Annotated in this window: 17 protein-coding genes; 15 read left to right on the top strand and 2 right to left on the bottom strand. The window is 73.1% G+C overall.

Annotated elements, in window-relative coordinates; genetic code table 11:
• Window positions 1-88: 88 nt before the first annotated feature.
• Window positions 89-1,105: a WD40 repeat domain-containing protein gene (locus tag OG933_RS24475; RefSeq protein ID WP_405628910.1), complete on the top strand. Its 1,017-nt coding sequence runs from the start codon at window positions 89-91 to the stop codon at window positions 1,103-1,105.
• A 153-nt stretch (window positions 1,106-1,258) separates the two neighbouring features.
• Window positions 1,259-2,797, top strand: coding sequence for a cellulase family glycosylhydrolase (locus OG933_RS24480; RefSeq protein ID WP_405628912.1), 1,539 nt, complete (start codon window positions 1,259-1,261; stop codon window positions 2,795-2,797).
• Between the two features lie 115 nt (window positions 2,798-2,912).
• On the opposite strand, the gene serC is transcribed toward OG933_RS24480, so the two are convergent.
• Complete coding sequence (serC, locus tag OG933_RS24485) at window positions 2,913-4,031, bottom strand: phosphoserine transaminase (RefSeq protein ID WP_405628914.1); 1,119 nt, start codon at window positions 4,029-4,031, stop codon at window positions 2,913-2,915.
• A 197-nt stretch (window positions 4,032-4,228) separates the two neighbouring features.
• Here serC and OG933_RS24490 point away from each other — a divergent pair, with 197 nt between their 5' ends.
• From OG933_RS24490 to OG933_RS24545, 12 genes are all read left to right on the top strand, one after another.
• Window positions 4,229-7,126 carry an FAD-binding and (Fe-S)-binding domain-containing protein gene (locus tag OG933_RS24490; protein ID WP_405628915.1) on the top strand — a complete coding sequence of 966 codons (2,898 nt, stop codon included), beginning with the start codon at window positions 4,229-4,231 and terminating at the stop codon, window positions 7,124-7,126.
• A 200-nt stretch (window positions 7,127-7,326) separates the two neighbouring features.
• Entirely contained in the window at window positions 7,327-8,451 is a 1,125-nt protein-coding gene (locus tag OG933_RS24495) for a lipid II:glycine glycyltransferase FemX (RefSeq protein ID WP_405628916.1), read from the top strand.
• 150 nt (window positions 8,452-8,601) lie between these two features.
• The gene (locus OG933_RS24500) at window positions 8,602-9,573 is read left to right on the top strand and encodes an EamA family transporter (RefSeq protein WP_405628918.1); all 972 of its coding nucleotides are present in this window, start codon (window positions 8,602-8,604) and stop codon (window positions 9,571-9,573) included.
• A gap of 111 nt (window positions 9,574-9,684) precedes the next feature.
• Window positions 9,685-10,908, top strand: a complete 1,224-nt coding sequence (locus OG933_RS24505; RefSeq protein ID WP_405628919.1) for an MFS transporter — start codon at window positions 9,685-9,687, stop codon at window positions 10,906-10,908.
• A 135-nt stretch (window positions 10,909-11,043) separates the two neighbouring features.
• On the top strand, window positions 11,044-11,838 hold the full coding sequence (locus OG933_RS24510; RefSeq protein ID WP_362522798.1) for a TIGR03084 family metal-binding protein: 795 nt from the start codon (window positions 11,044-11,046) through the stop codon (window positions 11,836-11,838).
• Window positions 11,835-13,523, top strand: a complete 1,689-nt coding sequence (locus OG933_RS24515; RefSeq protein ID WP_362522797.1) for an acyclic terpene utilization AtuA family protein — start codon at window positions 11,835-11,837, stop codon at window positions 13,521-13,523. The genes OG933_RS24510 and OG933_RS24515 overlap by 4 nt, the downstream gene beginning before the upstream one ends.
• Window positions 13,520-15,127, top strand: coding sequence for an acyl-CoA carboxylase subunit beta (locus tag OG933_RS24520; RefSeq protein WP_405628921.1), 1,608 nt, complete (start codon window positions 13,520-13,522; stop codon window positions 15,125-15,127). The genes OG933_RS24515 and OG933_RS24520 overlap by 4 nt, the downstream gene beginning before the upstream one ends.
• Window positions 15,128-15,132: 5 nt before the next feature.
• Window positions 15,133-16,986 (top strand): acetyl/propionyl/methylcrotonyl-CoA carboxylase subunit alpha, encoded by a 1,854-nt coding sequence (locus OG933_RS24525; protein ID WP_405628923.1) that lies wholly within the window; start codon window positions 15,133-15,135, stop codon window positions 16,984-16,986.
• 81 nt (window positions 16,987-17,067) lie between these two features.
• Window positions 17,068-18,255 carry an acyl-CoA dehydrogenase gene (locus OG933_RS24530; RefSeq protein WP_362522794.1) on the top strand — a complete coding sequence of 396 codons (1,188 nt, stop codon included), beginning with the start codon at window positions 17,068-17,070 and terminating at the stop codon, window positions 18,253-18,255.
• Between the two features lie 42 nt (window positions 18,256-18,297).
• The gene (locus OG933_RS24535; RefSeq protein WP_405628925.1) at window positions 18,298-19,866 is read left to right on the top strand and encodes a 4-coumarate--CoA ligase family protein; all 1,569 of its coding nucleotides are present in this window, start codon (window positions 18,298-18,300) and stop codon (window positions 19,864-19,866) included.
• Window positions 19,863-20,609: an enoyl-CoA hydratase family protein gene (locus OG933_RS24540; RefSeq protein WP_405628926.1), complete on the top strand. Its 747-nt coding sequence runs from the start codon at window positions 19,863-19,865 to the stop codon at window positions 20,607-20,609. The genes OG933_RS24535 and OG933_RS24540 overlap by 4 nt, the downstream gene beginning before the upstream one ends.
• Window positions 20,597-21,259, top strand: a complete 663-nt coding sequence (locus OG933_RS24545; RefSeq protein ID WP_405628928.1) for a TetR/AcrR family transcriptional regulator — start codon at window positions 20,597-20,599, stop codon at window positions 21,257-21,259. Before OG933_RS24540 ends, OG933_RS24545 begins: the two co-directional genes overlap by 13 nt.
• 41 nt (window positions 21,260-21,300) lie before the next feature.
• On the opposite strand, the gene pdxH is transcribed toward OG933_RS24545, so the two are convergent.
• Window positions 21,301-21,981, bottom strand: coding sequence for a pyridoxamine 5'-phosphate oxidase (gene pdxH, locus OG933_RS24550; RefSeq protein WP_362522791.1), 681 nt, complete (start codon window positions 21,979-21,981; stop codon window positions 21,301-21,303).
• Between the two features lie 272 nt (window positions 21,982-22,253).
• Here pdxH and OG933_RS24555 point away from each other — a divergent pair, with 272 nt between their 5' ends.
• Window positions 22,254-23,354: a citrate synthase 2 gene (locus OG933_RS24555; protein ID WP_405628930.1), complete on the top strand. Its 1,101-nt coding sequence runs from the start codon at window positions 22,254-22,256 to the stop codon at window positions 23,352-23,354.
• Window positions 23,355-23,376 lie beyond the last annotated feature (22 nt).

Raw genomic sequence — 23,376 nt, forward strand, 5'->3', positions numbered from 1 at the left:
GGGATCGGCAAAGGATCACCGCCTCCGGGGGCGTGTGAGACGGGCCACGAATCCGTGAACGGGTGGGCGGGATGGCAGGCTTGTGGGCATGCGCCGATCTTTCGCCGTCCGAGCCGGAGCCCTTCTCGCCGGAGTCCTCCTCTCGGGCGCCTTCACCGTGCTCGCCGCGTCCACCGCGCCCGCCGCGTACGCGGCCGACGGCGACAAGGGATTCACCATCGAGGATCCGCGCATCACCGAGTCCAGCGGTCTCGCGGCCTCCCGCCGGCACCCGGGCGTCTACTGGACGCACAACGACAGCGACGACGGCCCCTACCTCTACGCCGTCGACAGCGCGACCGGGAAGACCGTCGCCCGGCTCACCCTGACCGGCGTCGGCACGCCCCGTGACGTCGAGGCGATCTCCATCGGGCCGGGCAACGAGATCTGGGTCGGCGACATCGGCGACAACCTCGGCGGCACCTGGCAGTACGTGTGGATCTACCGGCTGCCCGAGCCGAAGAAGCTCGTCGACCAGACCGTCAAGGCCACGCAGTACGTCGTGAAGTACTCCGACGGCGCCCGGGACGCCGAGTCGCTCCTCGTGCACCCCAAGACCGGACGCGTCTACATCATCGACAAGAAGGAGGACGGCGGGCACCTCTACGAGGGGCCGGCGAACCTCTCCGCCTCCGGGGCGAACATCTTCAAGCCCGTCGCCGCCGTCGACCTGTGGGCCACCGACGCCGCCTTCTCCCCGGACGGTACCCAGCTCGCCGTCCGCGGCTACTTCGGTGGCATCTCCTACGCCTGGAACGGCGGGAAGATCAAGCGCGAGGGGCGGCTCGACGTGCCGCTCCAGCGTCAGGGAGAGTCCGTCAGTTACTCCGCCGACGGCACCGAGCTCATGTACGGGAGCGAGGGTTCCGGGAGCTCCGTGGTGGCGGAGGAGGCGCCCGAGGGCGCCGCTTCCGGTGCCAAGTCGCCCTCCGGAAGCGGAAGTTCGAGTGCCTCGGGGGAAGGTGACGGCTCCTCGGCCACCGGCAGCGTGAAGTTCGGCGCCCTGGCGGTCGCCGTGGTCTGTGTCGCCTTCTTCGGTCTCCGCCGGCTGCTGCGCCGCAACTGAGCGCTTTCCGCGCCGTCGCGGCCACCGCGGTCGACGCCACCCTTGCCGCGCTTCTTGACGTGGTCATGGTGTGTCAGTTTCCTGGGTGGTGCGCGGTGTATGGGAGCGCTCCCATGTGTTTCGGGCCCGCGCCTCCCGAGAGGAAGCAGCGAATTGTTCCGCAGCTTGCGAAGAGTGCTGTGCGGCCTGGCCGCCGCGCTTCTGATACCGCTGGGAGCCGGAGCGCGGCCGGCCCACGCGGCGGACACCGCCGCGTCGGACGCCACCGTCGCGGCCGAGGCCGGAGCCGGCTACTGGCACACCAGCGGCCGGCAGATCCTGGACGCCGCCGGACAGCCGGTCCGGGTCGCCGGGATCAACTGGTTCGGCTTCGAGACCGGCAACTACGTCGTCCACGGACTCTGGTCCCGCGACTACAAGAGCATGATCGACCAGATGAGGACGCTGGGCTACAACACGATCCGCATCCCCTACAGCGACGACATCTTCAAGAGCACGACCGTCCCCAACAGCATCGACTTCAGCAGCGGCAAGAACGCCGACCTCCAGGGCCTGAACTCGCTCCAGATCCTGGACAGGATCGTCTCGTACGCCGGTCAGGACGGTCTGAAGGTCATCCTCGACCGCCACCGGCCGGACGGGGGCGGGCAGTCGGCGCTCTGGTACACGGCCGCGGTCCCCGAATCGACGTGGATCGCCAACCTCAAGGCCCTCGCGGCCCGCTACCAGGGCCAGGACACGGTCGTCGGCATCGACCTGCACAACGAACCCCACGATCCCGCCTGCTGGGGCTGCGGGGACACCGCGACCGACTGGCGGCTGGCCGCGCAACGGGCCGGCAACGCCGTCCTGTCCGTCAACCCCAACCTGCTGATCTTCGTCGAGGGCGTGCAGACCTTCAACGGTGTCTCCGGTTGGTGGGGCGGCAACCTGATGGGCGTCGGCCAGTACCCGGTACAGCTCGACGTGGCGAACCGGGTCGTGTACTCGGCCCACGACTACGCGACGAGCGTCGCCCAGCAGAGCTGGTTCAGCGACCCGACGTTCCCCGCGAACATGCCGGGGATCTGGGACAAGTACTGGGGCTACATCTTCAAGCAGAACATCGCGCCCGTGTGGGTGGGCGAGTTCGGCACCACCCTCCAGTCGACGGTGGACCAGAAGTGGCTGGCGGCCCTGGTGAGTTACCTCCGGCCGACGTCGACGTACGGCGCCGACTCCTTCCACTGGACCTTCTGGTCCTGGAACCCCAACTCCGGTGACACGGGCGGCATCCTCAAGGACGACTGGCAGAGCGTCGACACCGTGAAGGACGGATACCTGGCGAGCGTCAAGGCGCCCGGCTTCCCGGGGACCGGTGGCGGCGGCGGAGGGGGCGGCGGTGGCGGTACGGCCTCCTGCGCCGCCGCCTACACCGTCAGCAGCGACTGGGGCGGCGGCTTCAACGCCGAGGTGAAGGTCACCAACACCGGGACCACGGCGATCGGTTCCTGGAAGGTGACCTGGACCTGGAGCGGCGCGCAGCAGATCACCAGCATGTGGAACGCCTCGTACACCCAGAGCGGGGCCGGCGTCACCGCGGTGAACGCCTCGCACAACGGGGCGGTCCCGGCGGGCGGTTCGGCGAGCTTCGGCTTCGGTGGTACGCCCGGGGGCGGGGGTGTGCCGAGCGTGAGCTGCACGGCGGCGTGAGCCGCGCGGCGGCGTGAGCTGCCCGGCGGTGTGAGACGCGACGAAGGGCGCCCGGTGTGCACCGGGCGCCCTTCGTCCTCATACCTGAGGGGTACTTCATGCGGTACCGAAGCGGTCAGAGCTTCTCGATCACGTAGTCGATGCTCTTCGTGAGCGCCTCGACGTCGGCCGGGTCGACCGCCGGGAACATCGCGACCCGCAGCTGGTTGCGGCCGAGCTTGCGGTAGGGCTCGGTGTCGACGATGCCGTTGGCGCGCAGCACCTTGGCGACGGCGGCCGCGTCCACGTCGTCGGAGAAGTCGATCGTGCCGATGACCTGGGAGCGCTTGGCCGGGTCGGTGACGAACGGGTTGGCGTACTTCACGTCCTCGGCCCAGCCGTACAGCGTGCGCGCGGAGGTGGCGGTGCGGCGCACCGACCAGTCCAGGCCGCCCTGGCCGTTGATCCACTCCAGCTGCTGGTTCAGCAGGAAGAGGGTGGAGAGGGCCGGGGTGTTGTACGTCTGGTTCTTGCGGGAGTTGTCGATCGCCGTCGGCAGGCTGAAGAACTCGGGGATGTGCCGGCCGGACGCGTGGATCCGCTCGGCGCGCTCGATCGCGGCCGGGGAGAACACGCCGATCCACAGGCCGCCTTCGGAGGCGAAGGACTTCTGCGGGGCGAAGTAGTAGACGTCCGTCTCGGCGATGTCGACCGGGAGGCCGCCGGCGCCGGACGTGGCGTCCACCAGGACGAGGGAGCCCTCGTCGGCGCCCGCTACGCGCTTGATCGGGGCGGCGACACCGGTGGAGGTCTCGTTGTGGGTGAAGGCGTAGACGTCGACACCCGCCTCGGCCGCGGGCTCGGGGTGCGTGCCCGGGTCGGCGGAGACGACGGTCGGCTCGGCCAGCCACGGGGCCAGCTTGGCGGCCTTCGCGAACTTGGACGAGAACTCGCCGAACGTGAGGTGCTGCGACTTGTTCCCGATCAGGCCGTGGGTCGCGATGTCCCAGAACGCGGTGGAGCCGCCGTTGCCGAGGACGACCTCGTAGCCCTCGGGCAGGGAGAACAGCGCGGAGATGCCCTCGCGTACCTGGCCGACCAGGTTCTTGACCGGGGCCTGGCGGTGGGAGGTGCCGAGGAGGGACGTGCCGGTGGCGGCCAGGGCGTCCAGCGCCTCCACCCGCACCTTGGAGGGGCCCGCGCCGAATCGACCGTCGGCGGGCTTGATGTCAGCAGGAATCTGGATCTCAGCCACGGAAGCGAGGTTAGCCGGTGGGGGAAACCTGGGTGAAACCTGGTCCGTCGGGTGAGACGGGTGCGTGTCGCGGTGCGGGTCGTGGTTGCGGGTCGCCGGGCCGGGGGCCGTGCTCCCGGGCTCCCTCGGCCCGGACGGCCTCGTCCTCGATCGCCGGACGGGCTCCGGGGGCGGACGCGTGCTGGTTTGCTGAAGTCATGACGGATCTTGAGGCAGAACTGCGCAAGGCCGTCCGGGGTGACGTCGGCTTCGATGTCACCTCCCGGGCGCTCGTGACCATGGACGCGTCGAACTACCGCCGCGTTCCCCTGGGCGTCGTCGCGCCCCGGGACGCCGACGACGTGGCGGCCGTACTGGAGGTGTGCCGGGCGGCCGGGGTGCCGGTCGTCGCGCGCGGTGGAGGTACGTCCATCGCGGGGCAGGCCACCGGCACCGGCGTGGTGCTGGACTTCACGCGCCACATGAACCGGTTGGTCGCCCTGGACCCGGGGGCGCGGACGGCCGTCGTGCAGCCGGGGCTGGTTCTCGACCGGCTCCAGGAGGCCGCCGCCCCGCACGGGCTGCGCTTCGGTCCCGACCCCTCCACCCACAGCCGCTGCACGCTCGGCGGGATGATCGGCAACAACTCGTGCGGCTCCCACTCGGTGGCGTGGGGGACGACGGCCGACGGTGTGCGCGAGCTGGAGGTCGTCACCGCGCGCGGGGGGCGGCTGCGGCTCGGGCAGGGGTGGGCGGGGGCGCCGGACGGCCTGCGCGCACTGGTGGACGGGGAACTCGCCCGGCTGCGGACCGGCTTTCCCGAGCTGCCCCGCCGTATCTCGGGGTACGCGCTGGACGCGCTGCTGCCGGAGAACGGCGCCGACGTCGCCCGTTCCTTCTGCGGCAGCGAAGGCACCCTGGGCGTGCTCACGGAGGCCGTCGTACGGCTCGTCGAGGCTCCACGCGCGCGCGTGCTCGCGGTGCTCGGGTACGCCGACGAGGGCGCCGCAGCCGAGGCCGCCGCCGGGCTGCTGCCGTTCGGGCCGCTGACGGTGGAGGGGATGGCGGCCGACCTGGTGCCCCCGGACGCGGCGGCCGGGCTGCCGCGGGGCGGGGCCTGGCTGTTCGTGGAGACGGGCGGCGAGTCGGAGGGCGAGGCACGCGCGCGTGCGGAGGCCGTCGTCCGCGCGGCGGACGTCCTGGACGCGCGGATCGTGCGGGACCCCGCCGGGCAGCGGGCGCTGTGGCGGATCCGCGAGGACGCGAGCGGGACGGCGACCCGCATGCCGGACGGCACGGAGGCCTGGCCCGGCTGGGAGGACTGCGCGGTGCCGCCGGCCCGGCTCGGCGCGTACCTGAGGGACTTCCGGGTGCTGCTCACCGACCACGGCCTGCGCGGCACGCCGTACGGGCACTTCGGGGACGGCTGCATCCACGTCCGCATCGACTTCGACCTGCTGACGGCGGCGGGGATCGCCCGCTTCCGCCGGTTCTCCGAGGAACTGGCCGAACTGGTCGTCTCCCACGGCGGCTCCCTCTCCGGCGAACACGGTGACGGACAGGCCCGGGCCGAGCTGCTGCCGAAGATGTACGGGCAGGACATGGTCGCCCTGTTCGAGCGGGCCAAGGCGGTCTGGGACCCGGACGACCTCCTCAACCCGGGGATGCTGGTGCGCCCCGCGCCCCTCGACGGCAACCTGCGCTTCGCCGTGCTCCCGCGCGAGCCGGTCGACGTGGCCTTCGGCTACCCGTCCGACGGCGGTGACTTCTCGGCGGCGGTGCGCCGGTGCGTCGGGGTCGCGAAGTGCCGTACGACCGCCGCGCCCGGGGCGGGAGCGGGGTCGGGGGTGATGTGCCCGTCGTTCCGGGCCACGGGCCGGGAGGAGCACTCCACGCGCGGGCGTGCCCGGCTGCTGCACGAGATGCTGGCCGGTGAGCTGGTGACCGACGGCTGGCGCTCCACGGAGGTCCGCGACGCGCTCGACCTGTGCCTGTCCTGCAAGGGCTGCCGCTCCGACTGCCCCGTCGAGGTCGACATGGCCACCTACAAGGCGGAGTTCCTGCATCACCACTACGAGGGTCGCCGGCGTCCGGCCGCCCACTACAGCATGGGGCGGCTGCCCGTGTGGCTGCGGTGGGCGAGCCGGCTGCGGGCGGCCGCCCCGCTCAACGCGCTCGCCTCGGCCGGCCCGCTGGCGGGCGTCGCCAAGCGGCTGGGCGGGATCGCGGCCGAGCGGGACATCCCGCGGCTGGCACGGGAGACGTTCAGCGGGTGGTGGCGGCGCAGGGAGCCCGTCCCGGCGGAGGGGCAGGGCGGTGACCTGGTCGTCCTGTGGCCCGACACCTTCACCGAGCACCTCTCGCCGTCCGTGGGCCGGGCCGCCGTACGGGTCCTGGAGGCGGCGGGGCTGCGGGTGGCGCTGCCGCCGACCCTGCGGATGCGGGGCCGGCCGGTGGGCGACGGCCGGTCGAGGAGCGCGGCCGCGCTGCTGACCGCCCGCCGGGGCCGGGTCTGCTGCGGGCTGACGTACGTCTCCACCGGCCAGCTCGACCACGCGCGCGTGGTGCTGCGCCGCACGCTCGACCTGATGGAGCCGGTGCTGGAGACGGCCGCGCCGGTCGTCGTCCTGGAGCCGAGCTGCGCGGCCGCCCTGCGCACCGACCTGCCCGAGCTGCTGCACGACGACCCGCGCGCGGCCCGCCTCGCCGCCCGCGTCCTCACCTTCGCGGAGGCCCTGGAGCGGCACGCGCCCGACTGGACCCCGCCCCGCCTGGACCGTCCGGCGGTCGGCCAGACCCACTGCCACCAGCACGCGGTCCTGGGCGACGCGGCCGAGCGGCGGCTGCGCGAGGCCGCGGGTCTCACCGGCGACCTGAGCGGCGGGTGCTGCGGCCTCGCCGGCAACTTCGGCTTCGAGAAGGGCCACTTCGAGGTGTCGGCGGCCTGCGCGCAGGAGCAGCTGCTGCCGGCCGTACGGGACGCCCCCGAGGGAGCGGTGGTCCTGGCGGACGGCTTCTCCTGCCGCACCCAGCTGGAGCAGCTGGCGGGGACCCGGGGGAGGCACCTCGCGGAGGTACTGGCAGAGCACCTGGAGGACGACGGACGGGCGCACTGAGGGGAGCGCCGAGGGGCCCCTGAGGGGGCGCTGAGGGGCCCTGAGGGAACGCGGCGGCAGTCCTGCGGGGAGGTGGCCCGCGCGGGCGGTGGCGGGCGTGGCTGAGCCGGGGATGGGCGGGGCCGACTCCTACGCTGACGGGACGGTCGTCCGGCGATGCGAACGGGCGATGCGAACGGTCCTTCGAAGGAGCCCCGCGTATGAGCCTGCGCGTCCAGTCCATCACCCGTGACGAGCACCTGGCGTTCGTCGCGGCCCGCCCCTCCGCCAGCCATATGCAGATCCCTTCGTGGGGTGACGTGAAGCCGGACTGGCGGGCGGAGAGTCTGGGCTGGACCGACGGGACGGGTGCGCTCGTGGGGGTGGGGCTGGTGCTGTTCCGGCCACTGCCGAGGCTGCGGAAGTACCTGGCGTATCTGCCCGAGGGGCCGCTCGTCGACTGGCACGCGCCGGATCTGGCCGAGCGCTGGCTGGCGCCGATGCTCGCGTGGCTGAAGGCGCGGGGGGCGTTCTCGGTGAAGATGGGCCCGCCCGTCGTCGTACGGCGCTGGAGCGCCGACGCGGTCAAGGCGGCCATCGCCGACCCGGGCGCCCACCGGCTGCGGGACGCCGAGGCGAGCTCGTACGAGCCGCGCGCCTCCGAGGTCGCCGACCGGCTGCGCCGCGCCGGCTGGCAGCAGACCGAGCCGGGCGGCGAGGACGGCTTCGCGGCCGGTCAGCCCCGCTACGTCTTCCAGGTCCCGTTCGCCGGACGCACGCTGGAGGACGTCCACAGCGGCCTCAACCAGCAGTGGCGGCGCAACATCAAGAAGGCCGAGAAGGCGGGCGTGAAGGTCGTCCGGGGCGGGGCGGAGGACCTGCCGGCGTTCTACGGGCTGTACACCGAGACCGCCGAACGCGACCGCTTCATCCCGCGCCCCCTGTCCTACTTCCGGCGTATGTGGAGCGCGCTGAACGCCGAACATCCCGACCGTATGCGGCTCTACCTCGCCCACCACGACGGGGAGGTTCTCGCCGCCGCGACCATGCTGACCGTCGGTGAGCACGTCTGGTACTCCTACGGCGCCTCCACCGGCCGCAGGCGCGAGGTCCAGCCGAACAACGCCATGCAGTGGCGCATGATGGCCGACGCCCATGAACTGGGCGCCGCCGTCTACGACCTGAGGGGCATCACCGACACCCTGGAGGAGTCCAACCACCTGCTCGGCCTGCTCCGCTTCAAGGTGGGCACGGGCGGACAGGCCGTGGAGTACCTGGGCGAGTGGGACTTCCCCCTCAACAAACTGCTGCACCGGGCGCTGGGCCTCTACATGGCGCGCAGATAGCCGCCGGCCGCCTGCTCCGCGTCGAGGGCGGCGACGTCTCACAGCCCGAGACAGTGGCATGGCGGGTTCACACGCCTGACCGAGTCCATTACCCTGGACTTGACAGTGCAGCGTGATGTACGCACCTCGAGCCGAGCCCCAGGACCGCCCGTGACTGCCCCCGACACCGCCGCCACACCCCAGCTCGCCCCCACCGCCACAGCGACCGGCGCCCCCGGGACCCCGGGCGGGCGGCTGGGCGCTCTCGGCCCGGTCGGCCTCGTGCTGGCCGGAGGCATCTCGGTGCAGTTCGGCGGCGCGCTGGCGGTGACGCTGATGCCGAGGGCGGGCGCCCTGGGCGTGGTCGCGCTGCGGCTGCTGGTGGCGGCGGTGGTCCTGCTGGTGATCTGCCGGCCCCGGCTGCGCGGCCACTCCCGCACCGACTGGGGCACGGTCGTCGTCTTCGGCGTCACGATGGCCGCGATGAACGGCCTCTTCTACCAGGCGGTGGACCGCATCCCGCTGGGCGCGGCGGTCACGCTGGAGGTCCTCGGCCCCCTCGCGCTGTCGGTCGTGGTCTCGCGCCGCGCGCTGAACCTCGTCTGGGCCGGCCTGGCCCTCGCGGGCGTCTTCCTGCTCAGCGGGGGCGGCGGCCACGGCGGGGACGGTGGCGGGCTGGGCGGCGGCCTCGACCTGGTGGGTGTCGCCTTCGCGCTGGGGGCGGGGGCGATGTGGGCGGCGTACATCGTCTTCAGCGCCCGCACCGGCCGCCGTTTCCCGCAGGCGGACGGCCTGGCGCTGGCGATGGCGGTGGGCGCCCTGCTCTTCCTCCCCCTGGGCCTCGCCGAGTCGGGCAGCAAACTGGCCGACCCGGTGACGCTGGGCCTGGGGGCGGCGGTGGCCCTGCTCTCCTCGGTCCTGCCCTACACCCTCGAACTCCTCGCCCTGCGCCGCATGCCCGCGTCCACCTTCGCGATCCTGATGAGTCTGGAACCGGCCGTCGCCGCCACCGCGGGCTTCCTCATCCTCGACCAGGCCCTGACCACGATCCAGGCGGCCGCGATCGCCCTGGTCGTCGCGGCGAGCATGGGCGCGGTCCGCACGCAGGTGGGGCGGCCGAAGTCGGCGGTCCCGGAGGCCTGACGGGCACCGTCCGGAAGCACCTGCCCGGCCGCCGCCCGGGCGTGCGGCCGACGTTTCGTGTCTCGGCGAAACGGTGAACAGGGGTCGCCGGGTGCTCCGAAACTTCGACGCATGCGCAGCTACCGCTTCTTGTTCCGGACGCCGCAGTTCACTCCGTTCCTGCTCTCCTTCGCCGCTTTCGCCGCGGCTCAGACGGTCGGCGGCCTGGCTCTCGGCACGCTCGTCTTCCGGGCCACCGGCTCCCCGTTCCTGTCGGCGGTGAGCATGTTCGGCCCGCAGCTCGCGCAGTTGCTGGGGGGCGCGTTCCTGCTCTCGGGCGCCGACCGCCTGCCCCCGCGCGCGGTCCTGTCCGGCCTCGCCCTCGCCTTCGCGGCCGGCACGGCGGTGCTGGCGCTGCCGGGCCTGCCGGTGTGGGCGCTCTTCGCCGTCGTCCTCCTGCAGGGGCTGGTCGCGTCGCTGGGCGGAGGAGTGCGCGGGGGACTGCTCAACGAGATCCTGTCCAAGGACGGCTATCTCCTGGGCCGTTCGGTGTTCAACATGCTCTGGGGCCTGGTGCAGATGGCCGGGTTCGCGACGGGCGGCCTACTGCTGACGCTCCTGTCCCCACGGACCTGCCTGCTCCTCGCGGCGGCGCTGTACGTGATGTCGGCCCTCGTCACCCGCCTGGGTCTCACGGCCCGCCCGCCGCGCTCTTCGGGCCGCCCGTCCGTCCCGGCGACCTGGCGCACCAACGCCCTGCTGTGGTCCTCACGCCCCCGCCGCCTGACGTACCTGGGCCTGTGGGTCCCCAACGGCCTGATCGTCGGGAGCGATTCGCTCTACGTCCCCTACGCCCCCCAGGCCGCCGGCATGCTGTACGCGTTCGGGGCGCTGGGCATGTTCGTGGGCGACCTGGCGGTGGGCCGCCTGGTGCCGCCTACCGCGCGCCCCCGTCTCGCGACCCCGCTGCGCGTGCTGCTGGCGGTTCCGTACCTGTTCTTCGTCCTGCGGCCCGGAGTGGCGCTGTCGGCCGTGGCCGTCACCGTCGCCTCCGTCGGCTTCGCCGCGAGCCTGGTCCTCCAGGAACGCCTGATGTCCCTCACGCCCGACGACCTCGCGGGCCAGGCTCTCGGCCTGCACGTCACCGGCATGGCCGCTCTCCAGGGCATCGGCGCCGTCCTCGCGGGCACGCTGGCCCAGCTGACCTCCCCGGCCGCCGCGATGACACTGCTGGCGGCCGGATCGGTCACCGTGACCCTGACCCTCGCGGCGCTCGGCAGGCGCGAGGAAGGACGGCGGCCGGCCGATTCCGGTACGCGTCCGGGCGCCCTGCCGAAACCCGCGGCCACCGACTGACCGGGGTCCGTGGGCGACCCCCACAGGGGCCCCGGAAGACGACCCGCACACGCCCCCCGGGGGGACTCAAAGGCCTCGGGAAAATTCATGCAAGCATGCTTGATTGTTTCTTGGCCCGCTGCCATGCTCCACCCCATGGCCGACCCGACGCCCGTGCTCGACGACCTCCGTGCCGAAAGCGACGAACTCGACCGGCTGGTAGCCGAGTTGAGTCCCGAGCGGTGGACGCTCCCGACCCCTGCCCCCGGCTGGACCGTCGCCCACCAGATCGCGCACCTCGCCTGGACCGACCACTCCTCCGCGCTGGCCGTGACCGACCAGGACGCGTTCGCCCGCGAGGTCGAGAAGGCGCTCGCCGCGCCCGGCGACTTCGTCGACAACGGCGCGCGGGAGGGGGCCGCGAAGCCGCCCGAGCGGTTGCTCGCGGACTGGCGGGCCGGGCGCGAGGCCCTGGCGGACGCCCTGCGGGCGGCCCCCCAAGGAGCGCGTTTCCCCTGGTACGGCCCGCCCATGTCGGCCGCCTCCATGGCCACCGCGCGGCTCATGGAGACCTGGGCCCACGGCCGGGACGTGGCGGACGCGCTGGGCGAGACGCCCGCACCCACCGACCGGCTCCGGCACATCGTCCGCCTCGGCGTCCGCACCCGGGACTTCGCCTTCGGCGTGCACGGACTGCCCACGCCGTTCGAGGAGTTCCGCGTCGAACTCCGTGGCCCGTCCGGCGGGATGTGGACGTACGGCCCCGAGGACGCCACGGACCGCGTGACCGGCTCCGCCCTCGACTTCTGCCTCCTGGTCACCCAGCGCGCCCACCGCGCCGACCTCGCCCTGCGCGCCGAGGGCCCCGACGCCGACCGCTGGCTGGACATCGCCCAGGCCTTCGCGGGTCCGCCCGGCAGCGGCCGTACGCCGAAGGGAGCCGTCCGGTGACGGCCCTGCGGATAGGCAACGCCTCCGGCTTCTACGGCGACCGCTTCGACGCCCTGCGCGACATGCTCACCGGCGGCGAACTCGACGTCGTCACCGGCGACTACCTCGCCGAGCTGACCATGCTGATCCTCGGCCGCGACCGGCTGAAGAACCCCGCCGGCGGGTACGCCCGCACCTTCCTGCGGCAACTGGAGGAGTCCCTCGGCCTCGCCCACGACCGCGGCGTACGTGTCGTCACCAACGCCGGAGGCCTCAACCCGGCCGGACTCGCCGACGCGGTCCGGCAGTTGGCCGACCGGCTCGGTATCCCGGTACGCGTCGCGCACGTCGAGGGCGACGACCTCGGCGCCCGGTATCCCGGCAGCCTCACCGCCCATGCCTATCTCGGCGGCTCCGGCATCGCCGCGTGTCTGCGCGAGGGCGCGGAGGTCGTCGTCACCGGGCGGGTCACCGACGCGGCCCTCGTCACCGGCCCCGCCGCCGCCCACTTCGGCTGGGGGCCCGAGGAGTACGACCGGCTCGCGGGCGCCGTCGTCGCCGGACATGTCCTGGAGTGCGGGACACAGGCCACCGGCGGCAACTACGCCTTCTTCGCCGAGGGCGGCCGTGACCTGCGGCGGCCCGGCTTCCCGCTCGCCGAGATCCACGAGGACGGCAGCTGCGTCATCACCAAGCACCCCGGCACCGGCGGCTTCGTCGACGTCGGCACGGTGACCGCGCAGCTGCTGTACGAGACGACGGGCGCCCGGTACGCCGGCCCCGACGTCACCGCCCGGCTGGACACCGTACGGCTCACCCAGGACGGCCCGGACCGGGTACGGATCCACGGCGTACGCGGGGAAGCCCCGCCCCCGACCCTCAAGGTCGGCCGCACCCGCCTCGGCGGCTTCCGCAACGAGGTCGTCTTCGTGCTCACCGGCCTGGACATCGAGGCCAAGGCCGCTCTCGTACGGGAACAGATGGCACAGGTCTTTCTCAAGTCACGCCCCGCCGAGGTGCGTTGGGAGCTGGTCCGGACCGACCGGGCCGACGCCGACACCGAGGAGACCGCGAGCGCACTGCTGCGGCTCGTCGTGCGCGACCCCGAACCGGATGCCGTGGGAAGGGCGTTGAGCGGGGCGGCCGTGGAGCTGGCGCTGGCCAGCTATCCCGGCTTCCATGTGCTCGCGCCGCCCGGGAAGGGCTCCCCCTACGGCGTGTTCGAGGCCGCCTACGTGCCGCAGGAGGACGTCGAGCATCTCGCCGTCCTCCACGACGGCCGCCGCCTGCCCGTCGCCGCACCCACGGCCGCCGGCACCCTCGTCCTCGAGGAGGTGCCGGAACCGGACCTGCCGGATCCGCCGCCCCCCGGCCCCGTACGGCGCGCGCCCCTCGGGCTCGTGGCCGGCGCCCGCAGCGGCGACAAGGGCGGCAACGCCAACGTGGGGGTGTGGGCCCGGACGGACGAGGCCTGGCGCTGGCTCGCCCACGAACTGACGGCCGACAGGTTCCGGCAGCTCGTCCCCGAGAGCCGCGAGCTGACCGTCACCCGCCACCCGCTGCCCCGGCTGCGCGCCCTGAACTTCGTCGTGGAGGGCGTCCTCGGCGCCGGGGTCGCCGCCCAGCACCGCTTCGACCCGCAGGCCAAGGCACTCGGCGAATGGCTGCGCTCCCGACACCTGGACATCCCGGAGGCCCTCCTGTGACGGCTCTCACGTCCGCCCTGGACACCCAGGGTCCCGACTACCGCGCGCACCGCGAGGCCATGCTCGCCAAGCTCGCCGACCTCGACACCGAGCACGCGAAGGCGCTGGCGGGGGGAGGGGAGAAGTACGTCGCCCGGCACCGCGCGCGTGGCAAGCTCCTCGCCCGTGAGCGCATCGAGCTGCTCCTCGACCCCGACACGCCGTTCCTGGAGCTGTCGCCGCTGGCCGCCTGGGGCAGCGCCTCCCCCGAGTACACCGTGGGCGCCTCCCTCGTCACCGGCATCGGGGTCGTCGAGGGCGTGGAGTGCATGATCACCGCCAACGACCCGACCGTGCGCGGGGGCGCCAGCAACCCCTGGTCCCTGAAGAAGGCCCTGCGCGCCAACGACATCGCCCTCGCCAACCGGCTGCCCTGCATCAGCCTGGTGGAGTCGGGCGGGGCCGACCTGCCGTCGCAGAAGGAGATCTTCATCCCGGGCGGGGCGGTCTTCCGCGACCTGACCCGGCTGTCCGCCGCCGGGATCCCGACCGTCGCCGTCGTCTTCGGGAACTCGACCGCGGGCGGCGCGTACATCCCCGGCATGAGCGACCACGCGATCATGGTCAAGGACCGCGCGAAGGTGTTCCTCGGCGGGCCGCCCCTGGTGAAGATGGCGACCGGCGAGGAGAGCGACGACGAGTCGCTGGGCGGCGCGGAGATGCACGCGCGCGTGTCCGGCCTCGCCGACCACTTCGCCGTCGACGAGCGGGACGCGCTGCGGCAGGCACGCCGCGTGGTGGCCCGCCTCAACCACCGCAAGGCGTACCGGGATCCGGGGCCCGGTGTCCCTCCCCGGTACGACGAGGAGGAACTCCTGGGCATCGTCCCCGGGGATCTGCGCACCCCCTTCGACCCGCGCGAGGTGATCGCCCGGATCGTCGACGCCTCCGACTTCGACGAGTTCAAGCCCCTCTACGGGACGAGCCTCGTCACCGGCTGGGCGACCCTGCACGGCTACCCGGTCGGGATCCTGGCCAACGCCCAGGGCGTGCTCTTCAGCGCGGAGTCCCAGAAGGCCGCCCAGTTCATCCAGCTCGCCAACCAGCGCGACATCCCGCTCCTCTTCCTGCACAACACCACCGGCTACATGGTCGGCAGGGAGTACGAGCAGGGCGGCATCATCAAGCACGGCGCGATGATGATCAACGCGGTCGCCAACTCGAAGGTCCCGCACCTGTCCGTCCTCATGGGCGCCTCGTACGGGGCCGGCCACTACGGCATGTGCGGGCGCGCCTACGACCCCCGGTTCCTCTTCGCCTGGCCGAGCGCCAAGTCGGCGGTGATGGGCCCGCAGCAGCTCGCCGGGGTCCTGTCCATCGTCGCCCGGCAGTCGTCGGCCGCGAAGGGCCTGCCCTACGACGACGACGCGGACGCCGCCCTGCGCGCCATGGTGGAGCAGCAGATCGAGTCCGAGTCGCTGCCGATGTTCCTGTCCGGGCGGCTGTACGACGACGGTGTCATCGACCCGCGCGACACCCGCACCGTCCTCGGCCTGTGCCTGTCGGCCGTCCACACCGCGCCCTTCGAGGGTGCGCGGGGTGGCTTCGGCGTCTTCCGGATGTGAGGCTCATGATTACTTCCGTTCTGGTGGCCAACCGCGGCGAGATCGCCTGCCGCGTCTTCCGGACCTGCCGCGAGGCGGGCATCCGCACCGTCGCCGTGCACTCGGACGCCGACGCGGGCGCCCTCCACGCGCGCGTGGCGGACTCGGCCGTACGGCTGCCGGGCAGCGCGCCCGCGGAGACCTACCTGCGCGCCGACCTCGTGGTGAAGGCCGCCGTCAGCGCGGGCGCGGACGCCGTGCACCCCGGCTACGGCTTCCTCTCCGAGAACGCCGACTTCGCGCGCGCCGTCCTGGACGCGGGCCTCGTCTGGATCGGGCCACCGCCCGAGGCGATCGAGGCGATGGCGTCCAAGACCCGCGCCAAACAGCTCATGGGGCTCGCCCCGCTCGCCTCGGACGAGGTGACGGAGGCCGACCTGCCGGTGCTGGTGAAGGCCGCCGCGGGCGGTGGCGGGCGCGGTATGCGCATCGTGCGCCGGCTGGCGGAACTGGGCGCCGCGCTGGAGGGCGCCCGCGCCGAGGCCGCGAGCGCGTTCGGCGACGGCGAGGTGTTCGTCGAGCCGTACGTCGAGAACGGCCGCCATGTCGAGGTGCAGATCCTCGCCGACACGCACGGCACGGTGTGGGCGCTCGGCACCCGCGACTGCTCCCTGCAGCGGCGCCACCAGAAGGTGATCGAGGAGGCGCCGGCGCCGGCCCTGTCCGAGCGGACGGCGCAGGAGCTGCGCGCGCTGGCCGTGCGGGCCGCGCGGGCCGTCTCGTACGTCGGCGCCGGTACCGTCGAGTTCCTCGTCGCCGACGGCCGTGCGCACTTCCTGGAGATGAACACCCGCCTCCAGGTCGAACATCCCGTCACGGAGGCCGTCTTCGGCCTCGACCTGGTGGCCGAGCAGATCCGGGTCGCGGAGGGCGCCGCCCTGGCTCCCGAGCCCCCACGCGCGCGTGGCCACGCCGTCGAGGCGCGGCTCTACGCCGAGGACCCGGCGAACAACTGGACGCCGCAGACCGGCACCCTGCACCGTCTGGCCGTCCCCGAGGGCGTCCGGCTGGACACCGGCTTCGGTGACGGCGACGACATCGGCGTCCACTACGACCCCATGCTCGCCAAGGTCGTCGCCCACGCCCCCACGCGCGCGGAGGCGATCCGCAGGCTCGCGGGCGCCCTGGAACGCACGGTCCTGCACGGCCCCGTCACCAACCGCGACCTGCTGGTCCGCTCTCTGCGCCACGTGGAGTTCACCTCCGCCCGCATGGACACCGGCTTCTACGACCGGCATCTCGGCGACCTCACCGTCGCGGAGCCCGACCCGTACGCCCCGCTGGCCGCCGCCCTCGCGGACGCGCGCACCCGTTCGCCGCTGGGCGGCTGGCGCAACCTGCCGTCCCAGCCGCAGACGAAGCGGTACGCGGCGGCGGGCGAGGAGACGGAGGTCCGCTACCGCCACACCCGGACCGGCCTCACGGCCGAGGGGGTGCAGGTGGTGCACGCCGACCCCGGCCTGGTCGTCCTGGAGATCGACGGCGTACGGCGCCGCTTCGAGGTCGCCCGCTATGGCGACCGCGTCCACGTCAACGACGCCGCCCTCACCGCGCTGCCCCGCTTCCCCGACCCGGAGGCCCAGCACGCCCCCGGCTCCCTGCTCGCGCCGATGCCCGGCACGGTCGTCAAGCTCGCGGACGGTCTCATCACCGGATCGAGTGTCCGGGCCGGTGAACCGCTGCTGTGGCTCGAAGCGATGAAGATGCAGCACGTCATTTCGGCCCCGGTGGAGGGGACGGTGACGGCCTTGCCGGTGACGACGGGACAGCAGGTGGAGCTCGGCACCCTCTTGGCCGTCGTCGAGGGAATCGCGCCCTGAGGGGCGCGGGGCGCCACATCATGCGGCTCCGCCGTGTGGGGCGCGACCGGCCATGACGAACCCGCAGACGAAGGAGCCACATTGAGCACGCTGATCGAATCCGACGAGCACAAGGCACTCCGCAAGGCGGTCTCGTCCTTCGCCAGGAGCCGCGCCCACGAATCCGCTTCCGGCTCGGCTTCCGGCTCCGCCTCCGACGCCGCCTCCGACTCGGAGAGGCGCGGCCTCTGGCAGGAAGCCGCCAAGCTCGGCTACATCGGCGTCAACCTGCCGGAGGAGTACGGCGGCGGAGGCGGCGGCATCGCCGAGCTCTCCCTGATCCTCGAAGAGCTCGGGGCGGCCGGAGCCCCGCTGCTGATGATGATCGTCTCCCCGGCGATCTGCGGCACGGTCATCGCCCGCTTCGGCACCGAGGCCCAGAAGCGGGAGTGGCTGCCCGCCCTGGCCGACGGCAGCCGCCTCATGGCCTTCGGCATCACCGAACCCGACGCCGGCTCCAACAGCCACCGCATCACCACCACCGCCCGCCGCGACACCGCGAGCGGCGACTGGCTGCTGACCGGCCGCAAGGTCTTCGTCTCCGGCGTCGACATCGCCGACGCCACCCTGATCGTCGGCCGCACGGAGGACGCCCGCACCGGCAGCCTCAAGCCCTGCCTGTTCATCGTCCCGCGCGACGCCGAAGGCTTCTCCCGCCGCCGCATCGACATGGAACTCGACAGCGTGGAGAAGCAGTTCGAGCTCGTCCTGGACGAGGTGCGGCTCCCGGCGGAGGCGCTCGTCGGCGACGAGGACGCGGGCCTGCTCCAACTCTTCGCCGGACTCAACCCCGAGCGCATCATGACGGCCGCCTTCGCGATCGGCATGGGCCGCCACGCGCTCTCCAAAGCGATCGAGTACGCGCGCGACCGCACCGTCTGGAAGAGCCCGATCGGCGCCCACCAGGCCATCGCACACCCCCTCGCGCAGGCCCACATCGACCTCGAACTGGCCCGCCTGATGATGCAGAAGGCCGCCCAGCTGTACGACGCGGGGGACGACGTCGGCGCGGGCGAGGCCGCCAACATGGCCAAGTACGCGGCCGGGGAGGCCTGTGTGAAGGCGGTCGACCAGTCCGTGCACACCCTCGGCGGCAACGGCCTCACGCGCGAGTTCGGCCTCGCCAGGCTGATAACCGCCTCCCGCGTGGCTCGTATCGCCCCGGTGAGCCGGGAGATGATTCTCAACTACGTCTCCCACCAGACCCTGGGCCTGCCCAAGTCGTACTGACCGCAGCCGGCAACCGTCGTGTCCGGCGCGCGAGGAGGAACCATGTTCCGCAGCGAGTTCGCAGACGTCCCGCCCGTAGAACTCCCCATCCACGACGCCGTGCTGAGCCGTGCCGCCGAGTTCGGTGAACTGCCGGCGCTCGTCGACGGCACGGACGGCACCACCCTCACGTACGACCAGGTGGACCGGTTCCACCGGCGGGTCGCCGCCGCGCTCGCCGAGGCCGGGGTCCGCAAGGGCGACGTACTGGCCCTGCACAGCCCCAACACCGTCGCCTTCCCGCTCGCCTTCTACGGGGCCACGCGCGCGGGCGCCACGGTCACCACCGTGCACCCGCTCGCCACCGCCGAGGAGTTCGCCAAGCAGCTCGACGACTCCGCCGCCCGCTGGATCGTCACCGTCTCCCCGCTGCTCCAGACGGCCCGACGGGCGGCCGAACTCGCGGGCGGCGTCGAGGAGATCTTCGTCTGCGACACCGCCGCCGGGCACCGCTCGCTCGTCGACATGCTCGCCTCGGCGGCCCCGGAACCGCAGGTGGACATCGACCCGGTGGAAGACGTGGCGGCACTGCCGTACTCCTCCGGCACCACCGGCGTCCCCAAGGGCGTGATGCTCACCCACCGGCAGATCGCCACCAACCTCGCCCAGTTGCGGCCGGCGATGTCCGTGGGCCCGGGCGACCGCATCCTCGCCGTGCTGCCGTTCTTCCACATCTACGGCCTGACCGCCCTGATGAACGCGCCCCTGCGCGAGGGCGCCACCGTCGTCGTCCTGCCCCGCTTCGACCTGGAGACGTTCCTCGCGGCCATCCAGAACCACCGCATCACCGGCCTGTACGTGGCCCCGCCGATCGTCCTCGCCCTCGCCAAGCACCCGGCGGTCACCCGGTACGACCTGTCGTCCCTGCGGTACGTCGTCAGCGCGGCCGCGCCCCTGGACGCCGCCCTCGCCGCCGCCTGCGCCGAGCGCCTGGACCTGCCGCCGGTCGGCCAGGCCTACGGCATGACGGAACTGTCCCCGGGCACCCACGTCGTCCCGCTCGACGCCATGCGGGACGCCCCCGCCGGCACCGTCGGCAAGCTCATCGCCGGCACCGAGATGCGGATCGTCTCCCTCGACGACCCCGACAAGGACCTCGACATCGGCGAGGCCGGCGAGATCCTCATCAGGGGGCCGCAGATCATGAAGGGCTACCTGGGCCGCCCCGACGCCACCGCCGACATGATCGACGGCGACGGCTGGCTGCACACCGGCGACGTCGGGCGGGTCGACGCGGACGGCTGGCTGTTCGTCGTCGACCGGGTCAAGGAACTGATCAAGTACAAGGGCTTCCAGGTGGCCCCCGCCGAACTCGAGGCCCTCCTGCTCACCCACCCCGGCATAGCGGACGCGGCCGTCATCGGCGTCTACAACGACGACGGCAACGAGGTCCCGCACGCGTACGTGGTCCGGCAGCCCACGTCACCCGAGCTCGCCGAAGGAGAGATCGCGATGTACGTCGCCGAGCGGGTCGCCCCCTACAAGCGCGTCCGCGGGGTCACCTTCATCGACGCCGTGCCGCGCGCCGCCTCCGGCAAGATCCTGCGCCGTCAACTGAGGGAGCGTGCATGACGACCGCCCTGGTCGGACGGACCCGCGTCCGAGGAGTCGAGACCCTCAGCCTCGACTCGCCCACCACCCGCAACGCCCTCTCGCGCGCCCTCGTGAGCGAGCTGACGGACGCGCTCGGGAGCTGCGACAAGGACGACGACGTACGCGCCGTCGTCCTCACCCACACCGGCAACACCTTCTGCGCGGGCGCCGACCTGAAAGACCCCCCGCCGCCCGACGCGGTGCCCGCGCTGCTCCGGCGGATCCTCGAACTGCGCAAGCCCGTGGTGGCCCGGGTCGCCGGACATGTGCGGGCGGGCGGGCTGGGTGTGCTCGGCGCCTGCGACATCGCGCTCGCCTCCGGCACGGCGACGTTCGCGTTCACGGAGGTGCGCATCGGGGTCGCGCCCGCCGTCATCTCGCTGCCGCTGCTGCCCCGCGTCGACCCGCGCGCCCTCGCCCGCTACTGCCTCACCGGCGAGACCTTCGGCGCGGCCGAGGCGGCCCGGATCGGCCTCGTCACCCTCTCGGCCGGCGACGGCGACCTGGACGAGGCCCTGGCACCCGTGCTCGACGGGCTGCGCCGGGCCGCGCCCACGGCCCTGGCCAGGACGAAGGAGCTGCTCACGGCTAAGGTGCTGGAGGCCCTCGTCGAGGACGCGGGTGAGATGACCAGGCTCTCGGCCTCGTTGTTCGCCGGCCCCGACGCCCGCGAGGGAATGACGGCCTTCCTCGAACGACGGGATCCTCCATGGGTGTTGTGACCCCGGACGACCGTGCTCCGGGCGACCGTGCTCCGGGCGACCGTGCTCCGGGCGATCGCGGGCCGGGTGACCGGGTGCCCAAGCAGGACCGCAGCCGGGCCACGCGGCAGCGGCTCCTGGCGGCCGCCGTGGCCTGCCTCGCCGAACGCGGCTGGGCGGGCTCCACGGTCTCCGTCGTCGCCGAACGCGCGGGCGTCTCCCGGGGCGCGGCCCAGCACCACTTCCCCACCCGCGAGGACCTCTTCACCGCGGCCGTCGAGTACGTCGCCGAGGAACGCTCGGACGCGTTGCGCGCGCTGTTCCCGCAGGGCGCGACGGGCGACCGGCGCGCGGTCGTCACCGCCCTCGTGGCCCTCTACACCGGCCCGCTCTTCCGGGCCGCGCTGCACCTGTGGGTGGCCGCCTCCAACGAGGAGCAGCTGCGCTCGCGCGTGACCGAGCTGGAGGCCCGCGTGGGCCGCGAGAGCCACCGCATAGCCGTCGAGCTCCTGGGCGCCGACGAGTCCGCGCCCGGCGTCCGCGAGACCGTCCAGGGCCTGCTGGACATGGCCCGCGGCCTCGGCCTCGCCAACCTCCTCACCGACGACGCGGGGCGCCGCGAGCGCGTGGTGGCGCAGTGGGCGGGACTGCTGGACGACGCCCTCGGCTGACCCCACCGTCGACACCCCGCCCTCCCGAGGTGACGGTCCCGTCAGGGGCTGAGCCGCTCCACCCGCCAGCTCCCGTCCGCCTCCGCCACGTACCGCAGCCGGTCGTGCAGCCGGTTCAGGCGGCCCTGCCAGAACTCCACCGACTGGGGAGCCACCCGGAAACCGCCCCAGTGCGGCGGCACCGGCACCTGCTCGCCCTCCGGGTAGCGGGCCGCCAGCTCGGCGTAGGAGGCGTCGAGATCGGAGCGGCCGGCGATCACCGAGGACTGCGCGCTGGCCCAGGCCCCCAGCTGGGAGCCGTGCGGCCGGGTCCGGAAGTACGCGGCGGTCTCGTCGCGCCCGGTGCGCCGTGCCACGCCCCGCACGACGACCTGCCGGGCCATCGGATGCCAGGGGAAGAGCAGCGAGACGTACGGGTTCTCGGCGAGGTCGCGGGCCTTGCGGGAGTCGTAGTTGGTGTAGAAGACGAAGCCCTGCTCGTCGAAGTGCTTCAGCAGCACCGTGCGGGAGCCGGGCCGGCCCTCGGCGTCCGCGGTGGACACGACCATGGCGTTCGGCTCGAAGAGATGGGCCTCGACGGCCGCGTCCTTGAACCAGCGGGCGAACTGCTCCACGGGCGTGGCGGCCAGCTCGGCCTCGGAGAGCCCCTCGGCCCGGTACTGCTTGCGCATGGCGGCGGGATCGGGGACGGGGCCGGGGGAGACGGCGTCTGCGTCGGTCACGTGGTCATCTTGCCGTATGGCCCACCGCCGCAGACCGACCCACCAAAGGTGGCACTGAGTGCCGCGACCACTCCCCAAGGGTGGCACTCGGGGATATGGTGCAGAGGCACTCGTCGCCGTGTCCCGCCCCGGTCGGGTGCCGGTCGGGTGACCGACGGCCGCACGGGGCATCAGTGGAGTACCGCCCAGGACCGCGAGTCTTCGCACCCGAGGTGCACAGGACCGCGGAACCGCCGGCGCCGCCCGTCGCACACATCACGAGGAGCCGCCCGATGTCCGACTTCGTACCCGGACTCGAAGGAGTCGTCGCGTTCGAGACGGAGATCGCCGAACCCGACAAGGAGGGCGGCGCCCTGCGGTACCGGGGCGTCGACATCGAGGACCTGGTCGGTCACGTCTCTTTCGGCAACGTCTGGGGCCTGCTCGTCGACGGCGCCTTCAACCCCGGCCTGCCGCCCGCCGAGCCGTTCCCGATCCCCGTCCACTCCGGTGACATCCGCGTCGACGTGCAGTCCGCGCTCGCCATGCTCGCGCCCGTCTGGGGCCTGAGGCCCCTCCTCGACATCGACGCCGAGCAGGCCCGCGCGGACCTCGCCCGCGCCGCCGTCATGGCCCTCTCCTACGTCGCCCAGTCCGCGCGCGGCCAGGGCCGGCCGATGGTCCCGCAGCGGGAGATCGACAAGGCGCAGTCCGTCGTCGAGCGGTTCATGATCCGCTGGCGCGGCGAGCCGGACCCCAAGCACGTGGCCGCGGTCGACGCCTACTGGACGTCGGCCGCCGAACACGGCATGAACGCGTCCACGTTCACGGCCCGCGTGATCGCCTCCACGGGCGCCGACGTCGCCGCCGCACTGTCCGGCGCCGTGGGAGCCATGTCGGGCCCGCTGCACGGCGGCGCCCCCTCCCGCGTCCTCGGCATGATCGAGGAGATCGAGCGGACCGGGGACGCGGAGGCGTACGTCAAGCAGGCCCTCGACAAGGGCGAGCGGCTCATGGGCTTCGGCCACCGCGTGTACCGCGCCGAGGACCCACGCGCGCGCGTGCTGCGCCGTACGGCCCGCGCGCTGGGCGCGCCCCGCTTCGAGATCGCCGAAGCCCTGGAGAAGGCGGCCCTCGCGGAACTCCACGCCCGCCGCCCCGACCGGGTCCTGGCGACGAACGTCGAGTTCTGGGCGGCCATCATCCTGGACTTCGCCGAGGTCCCGGCGCACATGTTCACGTCGATGTTCACCTGCGCCCGCACGGCGGGCTGGTCGGCGCACATCCTGGAGCAGAAGCGCACCGGCCGCCTGGTCCGCCCGTCGGCCCGCTACATCGGCCCGGGCTCCCGCAACCCTCGGGAGATCGAGGGCTACGGGGACATCAGCGGCTAGGCCGGACGGGCCCGGCCGACGG

It is taken from the genome of Streptomyces sp. NBC_00016, from assembly GCF_045040885.1.
GTDB classification, from domain to species: domain Bacteria; phylum Actinomycetota; class Actinomycetes; order Streptomycetales; family Streptomycetaceae; genus Streptomyces; species Streptomyces coriariae.

Excerpts from the sequence above, each read along its gene's own strand:
- OG933_RS24475 (WP_405628910.1), top strand. The coding sequence starts at position 89 with ATGCGCCGATCTTTCGCCGTCCGAGCCGGAGCCCTTCTCGCCGGAGTC.
- OG933_RS24490 (WP_405628915.1), top strand. The coding sequence starts at position 4,229 with ATGACGGATCTTGAGGCAGAACTGCGCAAGGCCGTCCGGGGTGACGTC.
- OG933_RS24495 (WP_405628916.1), top strand. The coding sequence starts at position 7,327 with ATGAGCCTGCGCGTCCAGTCCATCACCCGTGACGAGCACCTGGCGTTC.
- OG933_RS24505 (WP_405628919.1), top strand. The coding sequence starts at position 9,685 with ATGCGCAGCTACCGCTTCTTGTTCCGGACGCCGCAGTTCACTCCGTTC.
- OG933_RS24510 (WP_362522798.1), top strand. The coding sequence starts at position 11,044 with ATGGCCGACCCGACGCCCGTGCTCGACGACCTCCGTGCCGAAAGCGAC.
- OG933_RS24525 (WP_405628923.1), top strand. The coding sequence starts at position 15,133 with ATGATTACTTCCGTTCTGGTGGCCAACCGCGGCGAGATCGCCTGCCGC.
- OG933_RS24535 (WP_405628925.1), top strand. The coding sequence starts at position 18,298 with ATGTTCCGCAGCGAGTTCGCAGACGTCCCGCCCGTAGAACTCCCCATC.
- OG933_RS24540 (WP_405628926.1), top strand. The coding sequence starts at position 19,863 with ATGACGACCGCCCTGGTCGGACGGACCCGCGTCCGAGGAGTCGAGACC.
- OG933_RS24545 (WP_405628928.1), top strand. The coding sequence starts at position 20,597 with ATGGGTGTTGTGACCCCGGACGACCGTGCTCCGGGCGACCGTGCTCCG.
- OG933_RS24555 (WP_405628930.1), top strand. The coding sequence starts at position 22,254 with ATGTCCGACTTCGTACCCGGACTCGAAGGAGTCGTCGCGTTCGAGACG.